Here is a 17,929-nt window from a genome sequence, read left to right as displayed (position 1 = left end):
GGGGGCTCAGCGGGGCCGCATGGACGTCAGCTTCCCCCACACCACCAGGCGGTACGTGGAGGTGTACGCGGGGGTGCAGGTGGTGAGCGTGACGTAGTACCCGGCGCGGTCGTACCCGTGCCCCGGCCGGACCGCGCTGCGCGGCACGGGCGCGATGACCCCGCCGTCGCGCGGGCTCGTCCGGTCCAGGGTCTTGTCGACGGTGTACGTGTAGACGGCGTCCCGCGTCCCGACGGTCATCCGGTCACCGGGGCGCAGCCGGTCGAGGTGCCGGAAGGGCTCGCCGTGGGTGTTGCGGTGCCCGGCGAGCGCGAAGTTCCCGGGGCGGCCGGGCGCGGCGGTGCGGGGGTAGTGGCCGACGTACCCCTTGTTGAGCACACCGCCCTTGCTGACGCCCGCGGCGACGGGGACGCGGAGGCCGAGGCGGGGGATGCGGAGGACGGCGTAGGCGCGGTCGGCGGTGGGGGGTCTGGCGGGGGCGCCTCGGGTGGGGCCGTTGCTGGCCGGGGGTGCGCCGGTGTCACCGCCGGGTGAACCCCGCTCGCCGCGATCGCCGACGGCACCATCCCCACGCTCGCGGGACACCCCCCGACCACCTGCCTCCCCTTCCCCCTCTCCCTCTCCCTCCCCCTTCCCCGCTCCCTCTCCCCACTCCCGCTCCAGGGAATCGGCTTTGCTCTCGGCTGCGGCGCGGGCCTGGCGGTTGGTCCACCAGAGCTGGTGGACGACGAGCAGGAGCAGGACGAGGCCGAGGGTGAGGGTGGCTTCGGCGGCGTGCCAGAGGAGGCGGAGGAGCGGCGGCCGCCGGACGGCCGGGGCCCCCTGGACGACGACGGGAACACGTCCCCGTACCCGAGACACCTGACGACCACCTCCAGCGCAGGCCCGCAAGATAAGGGCAGCGCCCGCAACTGGCCAGACACACGCCGAACCGGAGCCGCGCCCGGCCGGAGGCGCGATGACGCGACCGGGCCGCACCCCATACACCCCACCCCGGGAACGGCAGTACGGTGTCACCCATGCGCCCCGACACGCCTGCCGACCACGTCGACCACATCGCCGAAGCGGAGCGCCTGGAGCGCACCGCGGGCCTCTACCCGGAGGACGCCGAACACCTCCTCCTCCAGGCCGCGGCCCACCTGGAGCTGGCCGACGCCCGCGACCGCGCGACGACGCTCTACGACAGCCTGCTCTCGCCGTCGGCGTCGCACCCGCCGGAGAACCCGACCCTGGTCCGCGCGCTGAAGGCGGCGAACCTCTGGGAGTACGGCCACGAGGCGGAGGCGCGGGCGATCATCGACGGCGTGCGCGGCACGGCGCCGGCGGACGCGGCGCCGTGGGTGATCGTGGCGGAGGCGCTGGAGGCGCACGACGAGCTGGACCAGGCGCACGAGACGTTCACGCAGGCGCTGACGCGGCTGCTGGGCGCGATGCCGGAGGCGACGCAGACGCTGGGCGCGACGCCGGAGGCGGAGGCCCCCGCCGATCCCCCGTACCCGACCCACCCCCTCCTCTTCGGCCGCCACCGGGTACGCCGCCTGCTCGGCGCGGAGCACGACGCGTGGGACGGCCTGGCGGACCGGGTCCACCGCACGCGCGCGGCGGCGTCGGGCCGGGCGCCGGTCCCGCTGGACGAACTCCACGACCCCAAGCGGGTCTGGGCCCTCGGCTCGGAGAACCCCGAAGACCTCCGCGCCGAAATCGCCCGCCTCCAGTCGGAGTTGGGCTCCTACCGCGAGGCCCTCTCCCGCCCGTTCCCGGTCGCCGTCCTCCACTGGCCCTCCACGGAACTCACCGAACTCCTCGCCGCGTACCCCGACTTGACCTCGGAGTACCCGTCCCACGAGGCCCACCTGGCGACCATAGAGTCCTCGCTGCGCGAACTCTCCACCTCGGGCACCCCGAACTTGGGCATCGTGACGGGGACGGTCCCTTCCTACGAGGCCTTCGCCGCCTCAGAGGGCGCCTCTCCGGACGACCCCCTGCTGCTGCCGCAGTACGCGACGACGCTGGCTGCGCGGGGGCGGGCAGAGGGGTGGCCGCCGGAGGCGGGGGCTGCTTGCTGGTGCGGTACGGGGAGGGCGTACGCGGAGTGCCACGGCGGTGGCACCGCCTGACGGTCAGGTCGCCCAGTGCCTCGCAGGCGGGCGCCGGGCTGTCCATACGGTCGTCCGCGCAATCGGGCTACGAACAGGGCTTACAGGTCGGCCCGGATGCGGAAAGGGCCCGGGCCGGCAAGGCCAGGTCCGGTGACCAGTCGGGCCAGTCGTCGTCCAGGAGCCGGCTGCCCCTTCAGCTGGAGGAAGTCACCGCGAGAGGCGAGCCCAGACACACATACCCCCGGGCGGCAGTGTCGTGCACATGACCTAGCAAACGCCGACAGCGACACCCACCCGACACCCCTCAACTCACTGCTCCTACCATGCAGTTGACCTGATTCCCCTTGCCTCGTGCCAGCGCGCCCGCCTCAATCCGTTCCGCGGGTGATCCAACGCCGCCACCATCAACGCCACCGTGGCACCGATGAGCAACCGTCGCCCGCACTGCACCCCACCTGCAGGAACACGCATCACCGGGTGAATGCGTCGATGGCGCCTCCGGGTTGCCCCCGATCGCCCGGCCCCCTTCTGCCACTTGAAGCACGCAGAGGCGATGACCGCAGTCGCTTTCCAGCCATCAACTCGGTCGCTGCCGACCAGGGGCCCTAGGCTGCCGATTGCCATCGTTGCACTCAGGAACTAAGTGACTTGAACGAGCCACCAAGAGTTTCGAACATGAGGGTCGCTGATGTCAGGCCACCGTAAAGTGCCTACGGGATAGGCCACCAGGAGCAACTGAACGCGGGGTGAGAACAACGCACTACGACACCCCCCTCTGCGACGCCCTCCTGTGCGAACGGACCACACGGAGGCCCCTGCCTCCCTGGGCCACCTGGTTCGCACGCCTGGGGTCGTGGGCTGCCATGCTGGCCGCCTCGGAGGACTGCACTGTCATCGCGGTCTCCCTTCCCACCCGCAGTTACGCGGCGGTCCTTGCAGCATGCGGCATCACGTACTCCGCGTTCCGCCCCCAGCTCGGCTCGACGACAACGAGCGAGCGCCAGTTCCACAGCGCCAAACGGCTTCCCCCCTCAACGCCGGTTCGACTGGTGGAGATTCACGGCCGGAGAACGTATGCAGGTGAGCTGCACGCAGCCGTCGAGCACACCGGCAGAAACGGATACCAGGTTGGTGGCTCCTGGTTGCCTGCCGCGCAGTACCAACTGGATGTGATCGGCTGGCCCGATCCTCCGAACGTGCTGCGCGGCGCCCCTTGCCAACCGCACAGTCTCGGCATTCCTGCGGGCGTGGAACCCTTGCTTCCTGGGCCTGCAGCCGACTTCTACGGGTTCAGCGCTCTGTACAGCGTTCTCGTCGGGAGCACGACGGCACTGGAAACCGAGGCGGCAACAACATCCGTGGCCGCTTCCGAGACAGCCACACCCGTAACACTCAGGGATCTCTTCAGGCCCCGCTATATGGCCGATGTCGCCCAGCCATACCGCACGCTGGTCCTGCCTTCGCAGGCAGAGCCGGAGCTGGTCCGCTCGGAAGCCATACGCAAGCGCGCCAAGGTGACCGTGCTTGACGGAGCCGCGGCCACATGTCGCTGGCTCTATTCCTGCATGAGCCCGACAACCCTCGCACTCGTTGAGAGGCCTTCACCATCAGCCGGAGCCGCTGCTGATGCGCTGTACCAGTCCAGGGCGCGCAGCGACGCAGACCTTTCACTGCCAGATGGACTTGCCCCACCCGGCGGCATTGAGGTTCTGGCTTGGAGGAGCAGGCGGAACACGTCATGACACTGCTGGAAGCCGATGCCTTGTACGCATGTGCACGCGGCGTTGAGATTTGGGACCAGCCGGTTGAGTTCCCACCCGTCCGGCTCTTCCTCGCGAGCGCCACAGCACTGCTGCGCGACCTCGGGGATCTCAATGACCATGACCTGTGGCGGGAACCAGCCCGGATCCTGCGGACCTGCCGGCGCGCGATCTGCACTGTCCCGCTGCCGTTGTCAGCTGTGCCCCTCCAACTCGGAGAGCACGGCGAGTGGCTGCATCACTGGAGCCTGAAGTTCGCTCCGCAGCTCGCACCGGCTCAGGCCAACCTGCTGCACCGGGCAGTCGAAGCGCTCCGGGCTCTCGCTACGGAAGAGGTCAGCCCACTGGCGGAGGCGGCAGCGGACTTCCTATCGCTCGACGATCCGTCGGACGGGATTCTGACGATCTCTAATCGCAGCCTGGTAGCAGTCGTCGAGGAGGCGATTTCCCGCCAGTATCCGGGCATGCGGGTCGGTACTTTCGCCAGTTTCCAGGGCACCACCAAATTTGGTTCGGCAGTCATGGTGGGGCCTCCGTCCTGGATGCCAGCCTCTCTGTTCACCGCCCCCAGAGCCGAGCACCTCTCCGTCGTTCGCTACCAATTCTTCAGGGACCAGCCGACCGTGGAGCCGTTGTTCGCATCGGTCTTCGGTGATGTAGTGGCGTCCAGCGGCGTCCAGCACCGGGTCAAGTCATCCCGTCCATACGTGGTTTCCAGCAGTCGTGCGCCGCACAGCGACGCTCACGAGCAACAGGTTCAGTCCGTAGCCCTGTTGGACTCTCATGAGTGTTCACCGGCTGAGGAATTTTTCATCCAGATCCGTGCAACGCAGGCCCATGCCCAGACAGACGCTCCCGCAGGAGCCACGGACAGCGCAGTCGAAGCCCGTGCGGCCGTCCTGGCCAGCGGGTCGCACGTGCTGCTCCCCATCGAGTCTGACGTCCATGTGATGACGGTTGACGTCGAGGGTCGTCCCGGGCAGCGCATCAGCCATGTGCTGGCCTCAAGCGTCAGCCCCGGGGACTTTCTAGCGTTGCGCCCCCACTCGGAGCATGCAGACTTACTAGTCAGGGCCAACGCCCTGCTTGGCAACGACACGGAGCGGCTGAGATCCATACAGGCACTGTGGAAACAGCAGTTGAGGGCCAGAGTGGACCGCCACCCACGCGGGATCACGGGAGTCTCGGACGATCTCAGAAATATGGGCGCTTCCACAGCGAACATCCCCTACTGGACCAGTAGCTGGTGCATCAGGACGCGCAGCAAGCACGACTTCACCGTCTTGATGAGCTACCTCGGCCGGGGAGAAGAGGCCGAATCGGTCTGGACGGACCTAGGGCTGATCGACTCAGCCCACCGGCGGATCGGGCACAGGTCCAGCAGCAGCATCGAGGAAGTACTCACGCCCCGCGCTCTTGAGCTACTGGGACAGGAAGGGTGGACTGAGGTCACACCCCAGTACAGATACATGGGGCGCACTGTCATTACTCGGATAGATCAGTTCCTCCCTGGATCCCATCGGGTGCCCGCTTACCTGCTCTGTTCTCTTTACGGACGCCAGGAGGCGTTGTGACCAAGATGATCCCGGCTCATTTTGACCCTGAGGGCACCAGCCCTGGAGAGCGGGAAGTATTCGAAAGGCTTCGGGATGACCCTGCGACAAACAACTGGGTCGCCTTTCACTCACTGCATATCGCGCAGCACGTCTCCCAGCTAAAGGGCGAGGCCGACTTCGTCGTCTTCGTACCGGGCCAGGGAGTGCTGGTTATCGAAGTGAAGTCGCATACACATGTTTCCCGGACCCACGACGACTGGCTCCTTGGCGGCAAGAAGAAAAAGAGCCCGTTCACCCAGGCCGAGGAGGCAATGCATTCAATCAAGAGGAAAGTCACCGGCATCAGGGGGGTGCCGTTCACCTACGCCGTCTACTTCACACATGCCAGATTTTCTGTCCCGGATGCCCCAGAATGGCAGACCTGGCAAGCCATCGACACCGTGGCATTTCATCGACGCTCGATCTCACAACTGGTCCTGTCATCCCTTAAGAACAACCGGAAGCTCCATACTGACGCGCCGAGCACGGACGCCTGGTTCGACCCGAACGGCGCAGAGCCGACGCCGGATACCATCGCGCGCCTTGTCAGCACTCTGCGTCCTGTCTTCGACTTCTGCGAGCCTCCCAAGATCCGCCGCCAGAGGCGTCATGAAGAAGTGAGTCACTTCACCGCCGAGCAATACGCCCTGATCGACACGATCTCGGACAACCCTCGGTGCATCGTCAAGGGAGCGGCCGGAACAGGCAAGACCTTCGTTGCTGTCGAAGCCGCACGCCGCTATGCAGCCGAAGGAAAGCGAGTCTTGCTCTGCTGCTTCAACAAGCTACTTGGAGAGTGGCTCGTAGAGGCAACACAGGACATGCCAGATGTGACAGCAAGCCATCTGCACAGTTATATGCGGAAGACTGTTAAAGGCCCGCTGGACAAAGGCGCATCCGACGACCAGGAGTACTTCACCGAGATACTTCCTGAACGCGCCCTCACTCACATTCTCGACGAACCGATGGCGCCCTACGACCTGCTTGTCATTGATGAGGCTCAGGATCTGATGCTCGACTCCTACTTGGATGTTCTCGATGCATCACTGCGTGGCGGCCTTGGTAGCGGGTCATGGCTTTTCTTCGGCGACTTCACTAACCAGGCAATTTACAACTCCGGGCACCACGGTCTTGGCGTGCTCACAAGCCGTGCACCGCACGCTGCGTATTTCAAGCTGTCGAAGAACTGCCGCAACACTCCAGACATCGCCCAGTACGTCGAGATTAGCTCCAATCTCGAGCCAGGCTATAACGGATACCTACGTCCACGGGGAGAGCGCCGGATCCAGCATGAATACTGGTCCACCGAGGCAGATCAACTGGAGCTTCTGGCCCAGCATCTGATCCGGCTGAAGTCGGAAGGCTACGCCCCCACCGAAATCGCGGTGATATCACCGCACAGTGACCGGAGTGCAGCCGCCGCTCTTACCAAGCAGCCCAGGTGGTCACGGAAGCTAGCCCCGTTCCGAGAAGCCGGCACATCAAGCATTCCCTACGGCACCATCCACTCGTTCAAGGGACTTGACGCTCCAGCTGTCATCGTCACGGACTTCGCCTCAATCGGCACACGGCACGACGAAGCCCTCTTTTACATCGCCTCGTCTCGCGCTCGAGACGACCTCTCGGTTCTCACTCACGAGTCAACCCGCCATGACTTCCAAAGGATCGTTCTAGGAGATGCCTCGTGACTACCAGCACAGGAGGACGGGAGCGCATCGAGGGAGCCTTGCGTGAAGAGCTGTTCGGCCCTGCTCCCACAGGTAAGCCACTCGATGTCACCAGCCCCGTCCGCTTCCCCGACTCCGCCGCCTCATACGGCCCTTGGCATGACGAAGCCACGGGTGAAGAGATTCTGGAGCGAGACCCGCTTGTGCGGTACGGAGTCGGCGTGCTCTATCCGGAATCATCTGACGACGAGTCCGGCCTAGCCGACCAGGACATCATCGGGGGCCTGACGGCAGAGAACGCCGATGGTCCCGAGAACGCAGGGTGGGGCGGCACCGAGAAGACAAACTCCGAGACATCTGACGACCAGGACTTCGACCTGGCTGGAGCGAACGAACTCAAACCGTCAGCCATGGGCATCTCGTTCCTGCTCACCCCCCGGGAAGGCGCGGAACTCGAAGTCACCTTCACCGGAGGGCGCTATCGGCAAGTGCGGGTGGAGGTCACCGGCGGCCGGGAGCGGACCTGGTGGGCCCGCAGCCCCATGGCCGCCATCTGGCGCATTTCAGCAGCCCAGCTGTCACAAGTCGCAGGCACACACCGCAACTTGGTACCCGATGCAGAACGGTCGACCGGACTCGAGGGCTTGTCACCACGCCTCACGGTGAACCTCCGCCCGCACCCTCGGGGAATGCTCGTCACAACCGCGCTCACGAATCAGTCCACCGTGGGCACGCAGCCCATCGCTGCCAAGTGCCTGTTCCAGACCAGCATGACCGCTACCCCCCTCGGCACCCCGCTGATTCCGTACCCAGAGCCGGAGGACACCAGCTCCCATCCAGATGACCGGTCTTTCCGGCTCATCTACCGGAGTACACAGACATACGCCGTAGGGCATGGCTGTGCAGCCACTTGGGAGGCACCCTCTGACGGCGCGCCGCCCAAGTGGGCCGCCGCGGACCCTCTGCCTGCGTACGAAGTTCCGAGAATCACCCCGGACATCAGGCTGCCGGATGGTACTGAGCTGACCGTTTCGATGGCTCAGCTCGCCGGTCTGGAGCCCGGCGGGACAGCTCAGCTCGAACGGGTGCTCACGGCCTACGCAGAGTGGATTGGCAACCGGAGCGAAGAAGCAGCTGGACTTGACGATGTCCATCGTGAGACAGCGACAGACCACGTCAGGCGGTGCTCGGCGGCCCTGGAGCGAATGCGTGAGGGCCTGGCGCTCATCGCCAGCGATGAGGAGAGCGACGTAGCGCAGGCATTCCGTCTCGCCAATGCGGCCATGCTCAGACAGCAGCTGCGGTCTGTGCCCGAACGGCGCGAAACCGTCGTCGAGGACGGCCGGATCCGAGTCATGGGCACGCAGCCCGACGAGGTGGAAGCAGCGCGCAGGGGCCGAGGACGGTGGCGAGCCTTCCAGATCGCGTTCCTGCTCGCCTCCCTCCCCTCGACGGCAGATCGCGGGCATCCCGAACGCGACACAGTCGATTTGATCTTCTTCCCCACAGGTGGCGGCAAGACTGAGGCCTATCTCGGCCTCTCAGCCTTCGCCATGCTGCTCAGGCGCCTGCGTCAGCGTGACGACGCAAGCGTGACGGTTCTCATGCGCTACACGCTGCGGTTGCTCACCACTCAGCAGTTCCTGCGGGCCGCGGCATTGATCTGTGCCCTGGAGGACATGCGCCTGACGAGAACCGATCTGGGCCAAGAGCCCTTCTCGATCGGCATCTGGGTCGGTTCGGATTCAACCCCGAACTACCACCGCCAAGCGGTGAGTGATCTGCAGAAGATGCTGAGTGGCGACAGCAACAACCCGTTCTTGTTGTTGCGGTGCCCGTGGTGTGCAGCCCAGATGGGTCCGGTCCGCAGTACGGACGATTCCAGCAGCCCTGGCGGACGAGGTGGACGCCGTGGGGGCGGCAAGCGTGGCACGGTAGCCGGCTACGAGAAGCGCGGGCACCGTGTCGCCTTCATCTGCCCAGACCGGTCGTGCCGGTTCTCCACTCCTGAGCACCCACTTCCGGTGTATGTAGTTGATGACGACGTGTACGAGTTCCGTCCCTCACTGGTCATCGGCACCGTCGACAAATTTGCCCTCCTCGCCTGGCGACCAGAGGCGCGCTCTCTTTTCGGCTTTGGCGACTCGGGGAAGCGACAGTACTCGCCTCCCGAGCTGGTCATCCAGGACGAGCTCCACCTGATCGCCGGTCCTCTGGGATCCATGGCCGGTCTCTACGAGAGCGTCATCGAAGAGCTCTGCACCGACTACCGGCGTGAGCCTCCGGCTGCCCCCAAGATCGTGGCCTCGACAGCGACCATCCGGCGCCACGAAGAACAGATCAAATCGCTCTATGGGCGAGAACGTGTCAACCTCTTCCCGCCTCACGGGATCAATGCAGAGGACTCCTTCTTCGCTGTCTACGAGCGAGACCGCAGGACCGGAGAACTGCTGCCTGGGCGCAAGTACATCGGCGTCCACGCTCCAGCGCTGGGCTCGATGCAGACAGTCCAGGTAAGGTCTTTCGCTGCGCTGCTCCAGGCTGCCCAGGACTCTCCCGAGGAGGAGAGGGACCCCTGGTGGACACTGATGGTGTTCTTCAACAGCCTGCGGGAGCTGGGGAATTCACTATCGCTGATGCAGTCAGACATTCCCGACTATTTGAAGACCATCAATAACCGGTCGAGTGCTGACCGGACAGCCTTGCGGTATCTGAATCGCGTAGAAGAGATGACCAGCCGTCTCCGTCAGGACCAGATCCCACAGTCCATGGAGAAGCTTTCCACCCCGGCCGTAGGAGAGAAGCCAAAGGCAATCGACGCGTGCCTGGCTTCCAGCCTGATCGAAGTCGGCATCGACATCGACCGGCTGTCCCTCATGACCATCGTTGGCCAACCGAAGAGCACATCCCAGTACATCCAGGTGACAGGCCGCGTAGGGCGTCGGGCTGACACTCGTCCCGGACTCGTCGTCACCCTGTACGGCGCCGCCAAGCCACGAGACCGGAGCCACTTCGAGCGTTTCCGCAGCTACCACCAGCGCCTCTACGCCCAGGTCGAGCCGACCAGCGCCACTCCCTTCTCACCGCCGGCTCTCGACCGCGCCCTACACGCCGTGCTCATCTCCTACATTCGTCAGACGATCGATAGGACGCAGGATCAGCCCTACCCTGTTCCGCAGGAGGCGTTCGACAAGGCCGCGGGCCTGCTCCGGGCGCGTGCTGCGGTGTGCGATCCCGACGAGCTCGGGCGATTGAACCGCGTGATCGCTGAACGGTACAAGCGCTGGAACGCGGTGCAGCCCACGGAGTGGGGGTCACCTGGTGGCGAAGTCGTCCCGAACCAGTTGCTACGTCCTGCAGGGCAGTACGTTCCCGAGGAATTTGCTGCCCTGAGCTGGCCCACGCCCACGTCCATGCGTGGTGCCGACGCTGAGTGCCGCGCCAAGGTGACACATCTCTACGCCGCCGGGGAGGGGGTGCAACAGTGATCGAGGGAGTCGTACGCCGGTCACAGTTCGTCGCGCCATTCGGACCGGGAGCCATGCAGGTTCTCTCCGACGGGACATCCGTCATCACCGCCGGCCTGGACCACTGGTTCTCCGAGACTGACGCGACGCTCGACATTGAGTCCTTTCGAGTACACGAATGGCGCCTTGAGAAGGATCTCGGTGTGAGCCGTCTGCTCCTCCCGCCAGACTTCCGTCGCCGGAGTCCGTACGGGGGAAATGACACAAACATCAACCTGACGATTCCTGTACTCAGGTTCCCTACGTGGAGCTTCTGCCCCCGATGCCGCCAGCTAAGCAAGCAGCCATTGCACCTCCTGGGCAAGCCGCGTTGTTCTGGCTGTGGCGAGAGCCTGGGCACGAAGAGGAGTCCCTTCCTCGCCCAGGTCCCCTTTGTGTGCATGTGCGAGAAGGGCCACGTGCAGGACTTCCCGTGGTCAGAGTGGGTGCACTATTCGATTCATCCCACCTGCACGCGCCCCCAGCTGAAACTGACTACTTCAGGGGGCGGAACCCTAGCATCACAGAAACTGAAGTGTGAGGGGTGCGGATCAGAGCGCTTCTTGAGCGGGATTACTTCAACGCGCCGTGACCAGCAACGGGAGCAGGAATCGACGGTCCTGACGCTGGAACTTGAGAAAGGGGCCGAGTACACCTGCCGCGGTGGCACTCCATGGCTCGGAATAGAGGAAGCAGAACACCCTTGCCCAGCAGCACTTCGTGCCACTCTACGCGGGGCATCTAACATCTACTACGCATTGGTCCGGAGTTCGATCTTCGTTCCCTCCGCGGAGACAGGCAACGTCGACCCCGATCTGATGGCGCTGCTCACAGATCCTCAGGGGCCGATCAGAAGCGCATTGGAGACTCTGCTTCTCCTGGGGATGGAAGAGATGCCGAAGGCAACTCAACTGCGCAAGGTGGCCAAAGCCAACGCTAAAGTACTGACCCCGTACAGCGACGCTCAATTGGATGAGGCCATTGCCGTAGCCCAGAGCCTGGGGCAGGACGGGGCAGTTGCGGCAGCAGACGAGGAATCCGGTGCAGGCAGTCTCCGCGACGAGGAGTATGCGGCGCTCAGGGGCGAGATTGATTCACCGGATCTGGTGGTGCGGCAAGCTGAGGAACCCTACGAATCAGCACTCAATGATTCAGTCTCCAGCATTCGGCTGGTGGAAAAGTTGCGAGAGACGAGAGCACTGTGGGGCTTCAACAGGGTATTCGCCGAAGCAGATCGAGAAGATCGCGAGGGCCGGGCCGCACTGCTACGCAGGAAGCAAGTACAAGACGATGAATCGTGGCTTCCCGCATACACGGTACTCGGCGAAGGAATCTTTCTAGAGCTGAATGCCGACAAGCTGGCCGCATGGGAGGAGGGGAATCCAGCTATCGCGAACCGGGTTGCCCCGATAAGTGAACGATTTCAGGCCATCGCGGAGAAAAGACATCTGACGGGGCGGGAGATTTTCCCCCGGTTCATTCTGGCCCATACGCTTGCCCACATGCTCATCAATCAGCTTACTTACGACTGCGGATACAGCTCCGCATCACTTCGTGAGCGCCTATATGTGGACAACGGTCGTGATGGCACCGCAGGAATGCTCATCTACACGGCTGCTGGTGACTCCGAAGGGACGCTTGGAGGGCTGGTAAGAATGGGCAAGCCTGGGCGTTTCGAGACTGTTCTTGAATCAGCGATCTCGGCCGCACGCTGGTGTTCCTCCGACCCTGTGTGCATCGACAGCAGCGGCCAAGGGCCGGACTCCTGCAACCTCGCCGCGTGCCACACTTGCGGTCTGCTTCCAGAAACAGCCTGTGAAGAGTTCAATCGATTCCTGGACCGCGGTCTGGTAGTCGGCACCCTATCGGATCCAGATATCGGGTTCTTCAGCCAGGGCAGCTGACTCTGCCGCCGGTCGTCCACTGATTGCCCAGCTCACTCAACTGGCTGATTGGATAACGGTTTTGCACCCACTCGAAGATGACGCCGCAGCGGCCATCCATATTTCCCAGGGTGACCTGGCACAGAAAGATGCCGAGCTTGTCAGGGTGTACGACCGAATCCGTGCGCTCGACCCTGACGGGCACCGGTTCGCGTCAGTTCTCCGCGACACGATCGACATGCTCCTCAACGGCGAGGTCACCGGTCGCTACGACTGGAAGACCCTTTTCAAGACCGAGAAGACTCACGCTGGAACGCTGGTTGAGATCAATCTGCAGCGCGAGTTCAAGTTCGATGACGGTCTCACCATGGACTACCAGATCGCTGGCATCGACGTGGACTGTAAGTACTCGCAGCAGCCCGGCGGTTGGATGATCCCACCAGAAGCCTTGGGCCACCTGTGCCTTCTCGTATCGGCAGATGACTACAAGAGCCAATGGAGTGCGGGACTACTCCGCATCCGGCGCGAGTGGCTGAACACGGGGAACAACCGCGACATGAAGCTGACCGTCAAAGCTGCCCACCGCGACAAGATCCAGTGGATTTGGCACAAGGCCGAGCTACCTGAGAATGTGCTGCTACATATGGATCCGCGCGACCGCGACGCCGTATTCTCCTCGAAGTCCGGGCAGCAGCGCCTGAACGAACTGTTCAGGCGCGCACCGAAGCGGCGCATCGGCCGCAACGTTGTGCGCACCGTGGCGCAGCAGAAGGACTACATGAAGCGCGTAAGGGGCAATGGCGGTGCCCGCTCTGCACTGCGCGGTGAGGGATACATCATCATGGGGGATTACCGGAACCACCAAGAGATCGCACGGCAACTTGGCGTACCGGTTCCCCTGGAAGGCGAGTTCGTCAGCGTAAGGGTGACTGAATCCACGAATCCACTCGACCCGCATACCGCCGCCATCAACGGTCGGCTTTGGATCGCGGCAGGGCCTGACGATCCCGTATCACTCGCCCCTGAACTTCCTTCCCCTTCGAAAGCATACTGACCGGAGCCAAGGCAGCCTAGCGACTCAGCATGAAGCACACATACACGCCAGCAACAGACCTGGCAGTCCAGGAAACACTCTCATGGTTCCGTAGCCAGAAGAACTTCGAGGAGAAGTTCAGGCACTCTCTGCGAACGGCTGTAAACGAGGTTCTTGACGGCCGCAGAACGGGTCGTTATTCAATTGAGCAGCTAACCAAGAACGAGAAGTCATACATCGGAACCAAGGTCGAGATCATCCTGCAGGATACCTTCGAAATTCCTCGCGGAGTAAAGAAGGAAGGAGCGAAGGAGAAACCTCTCGACTACCTGGTGCGGGGACATGAAGTCGACTGCAAGTTCACCATCGGAACGAACTGGGCAATTCCCCAGGAAGCCGTTGGGCGCATCTGCCTTCTCGTCAGTGTGGACGAAGCCCGCGAGCGCTTTAGTGCGGGAGTCCTGAGATCTAGGCCTGAATTCCTCACCGGAAAGCCAAATAATGACGGCAAGCGAGGAGTTTCAGCGAAGGTCGGAAAGAAGCAGATCGAGTGGATCACAAAGGAATCAGCATTCCCGAAAAGCATCCTACTTTCGCTGAATCCAGAGAGCCAGAAATATATATGCGACGAGTCTAGATCTGGGCAGGAACGGGTCAACAGGCTTTTCGAGAGAGTGCAGCATCAGTTGATCGATCGCGATACAACTGACACAGTTGCCCAGCAGCTGGATGGGATGGCACGGGTCCGTGAAGGGGACGGTCGCGCAAGGACCGTGCTTCGCAACGAAGGAATCCTCATCGCCGGCCACTGGAAAGCCCACCGAAAAATCCTTGAGACTCTCCACGTCCAGATTCCACGCGCGCCTAGGAATGGAGAACTAGTGAGCTTCAGGGTCGTTGAGGCCAAGCCCTGGCATCAGGACCTTCCTCGCACTGCTCTAGATGGCCGGGAATGGGTACTCGCGAAAGATGGGGACCCACGAGAGAACGGGCCACGCCTGCCCGGCACCAAAGAGTGAAATTCCACTCCAGTTCACACAGGATTGCAGCTCATGAACGAATCTTGGAACCCACCAGAAGGGTCATGGGCATCGTCTGCGGCCCGGCGCCGCAATATGCAGGCCATCCGCAGCAGAGACACCAAGCCTGAGCAGTTGATTCGCAGGCTTGTGCACGCACAAGGTCTGCGCTATCGCGTTGCTGCCAGGCCGCTGCCCGATCTCCGTCGCACGGCTGACCTCGTATTCCGGCCCTCGAAGGTCGCAGTCTTCATCGACGGGTGCTACTGGCACGGCTGTCCTGAACACTACGTTCCGCCGAAGACCAACGAGGGCTACTGGTCCGACAAGGTAGCCCGGAACATTGCTCGCGACCGGGACACCGACCAGCGCCTGGCGGAGGCAGGCTGGACGGTGCTCCGGTTCTGGGAACACGAACCATCGGCCGAGTGCGCCAGCCGGATCGCCGCGGAGGTCGAGAGTCGCCGGGCTCGTCCGACGGGAGGCGGCAGGCAAGGCGGCAGCGACTGATCAGCCCTCTTGCTGATCTCGCCCTCGTGCCGCCTTGAGGACATCAAGGATGGACTTGCCAACCGCTTCGGCTACCGGCGGAGGGAAGGCATTGCCCACCTGCCGGTACTGCGCGGTCTTGCCTCCGGAGAACGTCCACTCCGGCGGGAAGCCTTGAATGAGCGCCGCCTGCTTCACGGTGAGCATCGGACCGTCGTCGCCGAAGAGATCCCGGTCCTCGGTCTTCTTCTGCTTGCACGTGTCGATGTCGTTCGCCACGCCAAGCCCCGAGACCCCGAGCAGCTTCCACGCGGCCTTCGCCCGGCTGGGGCCCAGATCTGCGCCCCCGTGCTTCTTCGACCCGCCGACCAGCGTGGGCGCGATGCCGCCCCCCTTGCCCTTCTGTTCGGCGGCGCGCTTCTCCGCCTCACCGAGCCAGCGGTCATAGGCATCGCGGGCTTGCTGCGCGTACGTCCCCTCGAAGTACGGCTCGTACCGCTCAAGCATGGAGGGCTGAAGGCTAGTTGCAACGCTGACCGGCTCCTCGTGCGTCGGAGTCGGCCATTCGTACTTGACGTCCTTAAGTACGTCCTCGCGAATAGCTACGAGGATGGCGCGCGGTCGCAGCTGTGGGACACCGAAGTCGCTGGCCTCAAGGACGTCCCACTTGCAGACGGAGTAGCCGAGCCCTCGCTCGTATGCCTGCTGACCGTCTTCACCTCGGTACGTACCACCCTGCAGCCTGGCCATGATCCAGTCGCGGTAGTCGGCGAACTTCGGGTCCATGATCCCGCGTACGTTCTCGATCATCACCGCTCGGGGATTGAGCTCTTCGACGAGCTCCAGCATCCGCGGGAACAGATCACGCTCGTCGTCCTTGCCGAGCTGCTTCCCCGCGTGCGAGAACGGCGGGCAAGGCACACCACCGGCCAGGAGATCCAGGCCGTCGGCTGCTAGCAGTGCGCCGCTCTTCTTCAAGTCCCGGGCTGGCTTGAAGTCCTTGACATCCGTCGGCGGCAGGACATCACAGTGGTCCCGCTCCCAGTTCCACTCCGCACGCTCCGTGACGTTGTCTGCGAGCGTCTTCGCTGCATGCGGATCAATCTCGATGAGTGCAGCGTGCTTGAATCCGGCCTGGTGCAGACCGATGGCCTGGCCACCGGCGCCGGCACAGATTTCCACAGAGGTGTACACGCGTTCCTTCATGTGGGTCATCCCCCTCCTTGCAGACGTGCAGCGGCGGACACATCTTGCAATCCACCATCACAGAGGGTGACAGAACCCACTGACATCGAGACCCGACTAAGTGTGCAGTACGCCGCGCCGTTCACCGAACGCACCCTCCGTCACGCCGAACACTCATACGATATTGCGCATGCGGACACCTGCGTGGAGTGAGGACGAGCTCGTACTGGCCGGGGCGCTCGTCGTGCGGAATGGATGGCGAGAACTCCGGACCGGCGACCGCGAGGTTCACGAGCTGTCTGAGCTGCTGCGTTCGCTCCCGATCCACCCGGCCGAAGCCCTCTCCCTGCCTGGGTTCAGGTCGCCGGACAGCGTCAGCCGGAAAACCACTGACTTCGCAACGAACCATCCCGGCTACAGCGGCGGCCGCACGCGGTGCGGCAATCCGACCCTGCAGATGATCGATGCCCTGATCAGCCGGGAAGCCGAGATGCTCGCGGCAGCCCAGGCGATCGAGGACGGAATCGGTTCCGGGCAGCTCCAGCTCCTCACCCCGCAGCCCGATGAGGTCGACGATTCCGGCTCCACTGCGGTCGAAGGAAGGCTGCTCGTCCGACGCGCCCTGGTCCGCGAGCGTGACCCCAGACTCCGCAGAGCAAAGATCCAGCAGGTACGGCGGCGCGGCGGCACCCTCATGTGCGAGGTCTGCAGCTTCGACTTCACCGTGACGTACGGAGAGCTCGGCGCCGACTACATCGAAGTGCACCACGTCACTCCTCTCCATGTCGTCGGCACCAGCAAGACCCGGCTCGACGACCTCGCCTGCCTGTGCGCGAACTGCCACCGCATGTGCCACAGGAGCCGTCCCGGAGAATCCTGGCGCACCCCCGACGAGTTGCGGGCCATCATCCGTACATCCGCGCAGACCGGCCCTCACGCTGCTTCAGCCTCCGTCTCGTAGCGAATCTGCGCCCGGTCCAGCACGCCATCCGTATCCCCGCCCTGAGCTGCAACCCAATGGAGCAGATCAGCGATCACGTCGGTGACAGTCGCCTCCAGCACCGCGTACGTCGGCACGACCGCAGCATCGGCCCGTGTTGCCCGTCGGTACTCGTCCAGCACAGCTGCAGCACGCTGGATGCATACGCAGTGCAGTGCGGGCCGCAGCGAGATCTCACACCACACCGCCTTACCGGTAGCGGTGAGCAGCGTGCCCCAGTCCAGGCTCATGGCCGTGAGCAAGTGCAGGCCTCGGCCGCAGAGTTCATCGCAGCCTGCGCGGGCAACGGCAGGCACGATGTGGCTCTTGTCGTGCAGCTCCACCCTGATCCGGTCTTCCTTCGGCTCCAGCACGAGCGTCGCCGCAGTCCCTTCACCCACGTGCTTGATGACGTTTGCCGCCAGCTCCGTGACAGCCAGCTCGGCCTCATCGGCGACGGCCGCCGCACCCCACCGCCCGAGCGTGCGGCGGACCGCAGCTCGGAGGAGTCTCAGCTCCGCCGGTGCAGCCTCGAACGGCAGGACGCACCGCAGCCGACCTGCTTCGACATCCACGCCCGCCTCAGAGAAAGACATCGCAAGGCTCCCTCCCTGGCCACGCCCGAGCTGCACCCACCGCGCCCTTGCGGCGACACTGCGTAGCCGTCCAGGCGTCCGAGCATGACATAGAGAACTCTCACCATGTAACTTCTCA

At 63.9% G+C, this 17,929-nt stretch carries 13 protein-coding genes; 10 read left to right on the top strand and 3 right to left on the bottom strand.

The features are described 5' to 3' along the window. Positions 1-6 precede the first annotated feature (6 nt). Positions 7-861, bottom strand: coding sequence for a class E sortase (locus OO63_RS06685; RefSeq protein ID WP_030358301.1), 855 nt, complete (start codon positions 859-861; stop codon positions 7-9). 158 nt (positions 862-1,019) lie between these two features. Here OO63_RS06685 and OO63_RS06680 point away from each other — a divergent pair, with 158 nt between their 5' ends. The 9 genes from OO63_RS06680 to OO63_RS06655 all read left to right on the top strand — a co-directional run bounded on the left by OO63_RS06680 (position 1,020) and on the right by OO63_RS06655 (position 15,072). Next, a complete protein-coding gene (locus OO63_RS06680; RefSeq protein WP_030358302.1) occupies positions 1,020-2,117 on the top strand; it encodes an SEC-C domain-containing protein in 1,098 nt (365 codons plus the stop codon). Positions 2,118-2,962: 845 nt separating this feature from the next. Next, a complete protein-coding gene (locus tag OO63_RS45315; RefSeq protein ID WP_157853955.1) occupies positions 2,963-3,841 on the top strand; it encodes a hypothetical protein in 879 nt (292 codons plus the stop codon). Then, positions 3,838-5,433: a hypothetical protein gene (locus OO63_RS06675; protein ID WP_157853954.1), complete on the top strand. Its 1,596-nt coding sequence runs from the start codon at positions 3,838-3,840 to the stop codon at positions 5,431-5,433. Before OO63_RS45315 ends, OO63_RS06675 begins: the two co-directional genes overlap by 4 nt. A 5-nt stretch (positions 5,434-5,438) precedes the next feature. Next, positions 5,439-7,142 carry a nuclease-related domain-containing DEAD/DEAH box helicase gene (locus OO63_RS06670; RefSeq protein WP_234311160.1) on the top strand — a complete coding sequence of 568 codons (1,704 nt, stop codon included), beginning with the start codon at positions 5,439-5,441 and terminating at the stop codon, positions 7,140-7,142. Next, positions 7,139-10,609, top strand: a complete 3,471-nt coding sequence (locus tag OO63_RS06665; protein WP_063750372.1) for a helicase-related protein — start codon at positions 7,139-7,141, stop codon at positions 10,607-10,609. Before OO63_RS06670 ends, OO63_RS06665 begins: the two co-directional genes overlap by 4 nt. Next, positions 10,555-12,531 (top strand): DrmB family protein, encoded by a 1,977-nt coding sequence (gene drmB / locus OO63_RS46280; protein WP_346009317.1) that lies wholly within the window; start codon positions 10,555-10,557, stop codon positions 12,529-12,531. Before OO63_RS06665 ends, drmB begins: the two co-directional genes overlap by 55 nt. 61 nt (positions 12,532-12,592) lie before the next feature. Next, the gene (locus tag OO63_RS06660; RefSeq protein WP_030358306.1) at positions 12,593-13,564 is read left to right on the top strand and encodes a NaeI family type II restriction endonuclease; all 972 of its coding nucleotides are present in this window, start codon (positions 12,593-12,595) and stop codon (positions 13,562-13,564) included. A gap of 29 nt (positions 13,565-13,593) precedes the next feature. Next, positions 13,594-14,562 (top strand): NaeI family type II restriction endonuclease, encoded by a 969-nt coding sequence (locus OO63_RS43205; RefSeq protein ID WP_078618972.1) that lies wholly within the window; start codon positions 13,594-13,596, stop codon positions 14,560-14,562. 33 nt (positions 14,563-14,595) lie between these two features. After that, positions 14,596-15,072: a very short patch repair endonuclease gene (locus OO63_RS06655; protein ID WP_078618971.1), complete on the top strand. Its 477-nt coding sequence runs from the start codon at positions 14,596-14,598 to the stop codon at positions 15,070-15,072. Here the strand turns inward: OO63_RS06655 and OO63_RS06650 are convergent, their stop codons facing one another. Further along, the gene (locus tag OO63_RS06650; protein ID WP_030358308.1) at positions 15,073-16,266 is read right to left on the bottom strand and encodes a DNA cytosine methyltransferase; all 1,194 of its coding nucleotides are present in this window, start codon (positions 16,264-16,266) and stop codon (positions 15,073-15,075) included. A gap of 160 nt (positions 16,267-16,426) precedes the next feature. On the opposite strand from OO63_RS06650, the gene OO63_RS06645 reads away from it, so the two are divergent. Beyond that, positions 16,427-17,197: an HNH endonuclease gene (locus tag OO63_RS06645; RefSeq protein ID WP_030358309.1), complete on the top strand. Its 771-nt coding sequence runs from the start codon at positions 16,427-16,429 to the stop codon at positions 17,195-17,197. On the opposite strand, the gene OO63_RS06640 is transcribed toward OO63_RS06645, so the two are convergent. Continuing rightward, positions 17,170-17,811, bottom strand: coding sequence for an ATP-binding protein (locus tag OO63_RS06640; RefSeq protein ID WP_030358310.1), 642 nt, complete (start codon positions 17,809-17,811; stop codon positions 17,170-17,172). The genes OO63_RS06645 and OO63_RS06640 overlap by 28 nt on opposite strands. Positions 17,812-17,929 lie beyond the last annotated feature (118 nt).

Origin of the sequence: Streptomyces alboflavus (genome assembly GCF_000716675.1) — a bacterium.
GTDB lineage: Bacteria > Actinomycetota > Actinomycetes > Streptomycetales > Streptomycetaceae > Streptomyces > Streptomyces alboflavus.
The sequence above is the reverse complement of the archived record's forward strand: the minus strand, read 5'-3'. Positions and strand labels throughout refer to the sequence as shown.

Coding starts and splice junctions, on each gene's coding strand:
- OO63_RS06655 (WP_078618971.1), top strand. CDS start 14,596: ATGAACGAATCTTGGAACCCACCAGAAGGGTCATGGGCATCGTCTGCG.
- OO63_RS06645 (WP_030358309.1), top strand. CDS start 16,427: ATGCGGACACCTGCGTGGAGTGAGGACGAGCTCGTACTGGCCGGGGCG.
- OO63_RS06675 (WP_157853954.1), top strand. CDS start 3,838: ATGACACTGCTGGAAGCCGATGCCTTGTACGCATGTGCACGCGGCGTT.
- OO63_RS43205 (WP_078618972.1), top strand. CDS start 13,594: ATGAAGCACACATACACGCCAGCAACAGACCTGGCAGTCCAGGAAACA.
- OO63_RS06650 (WP_030358308.1), bottom strand. CDS start 16,266: ATGACCCACATGAAGGAACGCGTGTACACCTCTGTGGAAATCTGTGCC.
- OO63_RS06640 (WP_030358310.1), bottom strand. CDS start 17,811: ATGTCTTTCTCTGAGGCGGGCGTGGATGTCGAAGCAGGTCGGCTGCGG.
- OO63_RS06680 (WP_030358302.1), top strand. CDS start 1,020: ATGCGCCCCGACACGCCTGCCGACCACGTCGACCACATCGCCGAAGCG.
- OO63_RS45315 (WP_157853955.1), top strand. CDS start 2,963: ATGCTGGCCGCCTCGGAGGACTGCACTGTCATCGCGGTCTCCCTTCCC.
- OO63_RS06670 (WP_234311160.1), top strand. CDS start 5,439: ATGATCCCGGCTCATTTTGACCCTGAGGGCACCAGCCCTGGAGAGCGG.